The sequence below is a fragment of the Streptosporangium sp. G11 genome, from assembly GCF_051192615.1.
GTDB lineage: Bacteria > Actinomycetota > Actinomycetes > Streptosporangiales > Streptosporangiaceae > Streptosporangium.
This window is the reverse complement of sequence record NZ_JBPJUQ010000275.1, coordinates 1-1,518: the sequence shown is the minus strand read 5'-3', so window position 1 is coordinate 1,518 and position 1,518 is coordinate 1. Positions and strand designations below refer to the sequence as shown.

Annotated in this window: 1 protein-coding gene; it reads right to left on the bottom strand. The window is 66.3% G+C overall.

Going from position 1 to position 1,518, the window contains the following annotated elements:
• Positions 1 to 45: 45 nt before the first annotated feature.
• The coding region (locus tag ACSDR0_RS50500; protein ID WP_435296115.1) for an ISL3 family transposase at positions 46 to 1,518 on the bottom strand (1,473 nt) is incomplete at its 5' end.

The following is a 1,518-nucleotide window of genomic DNA, read 5'->3' as shown; positions in this document are numbered from 1 at the left end:
GGATCTGGCAAGATTTTCGTGATGGGTGACTGTGGGTGTTCATGATCATGCGAGCAGGACTCGTTTTCGCAGGAGTGAGAACCCGGCTCGGCCGAACATCTGCCGCTTGAGCATCTTGATCCGGTTGACCTGGCCTTCCACTGCTGCGGAACTCCATGGCAAGCTCAATCCGGCAGTGACCGCAGCGAGATCACGCTCGATTCCGTGGACGAATGAGTGCAGGCCAGGCAGGTTGTCGGCCAGGACCGCGGCAAGCCAGCCTGGTAGCTGGTCCGCGGCCAGGTCGGCGAGCATTCCGGCGAAGGCCCGCACGTGCCCGGATACGGCTTGTAGTTCCGGACAACGCACTAATATGGCTTTGAGCTGCTGCTTCTCGGTTTCTTTGAGCCCATCGGGGCGCCGGATGAGCCACGCGGTGACCTCACGGACGCTGGAAGGTGCCGGTTGCGCCGGACAGCGCCCTTTGACCTGGCGGAAGCGCCGAAAGTAGGCACACAGGCTGTTGTAGCTGCCCGGGTAGCCCATCTCGGTGATCTCGGCGTGCAGCCGGACGAGATTGGTGCAGCCTTCTTGCCACCGTTGGTGCAGATACTCCTTGTAGGGATCCAGCAGGCGATAGCGGCCTTGCCAGCGGTCGGCGATCAGCTCCTGCCAGGTCGCAGCGCGCACCAATTGGCGGACCCGGCGCACGGTGATGCCCAGGTGGCGAGCGGTGGCCCGCAGGCTGTAGCCCTGCTCGCACAAGGTGCGCACGGCGGCATGCTGATCGCGGGTGCGGTCGGCGTAGCGGCCCTCAGGACCGGCCGGTGCAATGATCTGTCCCGCCCGCCGCACCTGTTCAGCAGGGGTGGGCAGCACGTCCGGGACTGGTTGGTCGGGTTCTGGCAGGCAGCGTTGGTGCTGGCGGACGCAGCGCTCCACGGCCTCGGCGAGGTTGTGCCACAGGTGCCAGCGATCGGCGACCTGTATCGCGGCAGGAGCCCCGCTGCTAGCTGCTTCGCCGTAGGCCTCGGCCCGGTCGCGGCAGATGACCTCTACTTCGGGGTGCACGCTCAGCCAGGCGGCGAAGGTATCGCCCCGCCGGTCCGGCAACACCTCGACGGGCTTGTGGGTGAGGCAGTCGATCAGAACGGTTCCGTAGACCTGCCCGCGGCGAAAGGCGAAATCATCGACCCCCAGCACCCGCGGCGCGGGCAGTACCGGGTCAGGAAGCGCCATGACCAGGGACAACAGCGTCACTCGGCTGACCGTCGCAGCCATGACAGCGGTGAATCTCGCCCCCGCGCGGCCGGCCAGCGCTAAGCCCGTGGCCCGCAATACCTCCAGCAGGCAAGGGGTGTAGCGGGCATAGCGGGTGGTCAGGCCCTCGACCTGCTCGGCGAAGGTGCGGCGGGGGCAGCCTGGCGCATCGCAAAACAGGCGTCGCACGGATAACTCGATGATCACCGACTGCCCGCCGACAGCCGTATCCGCCACCTTGCGTCGATAGCGGCTATGAACCCGCCGGGACAAGGTCTG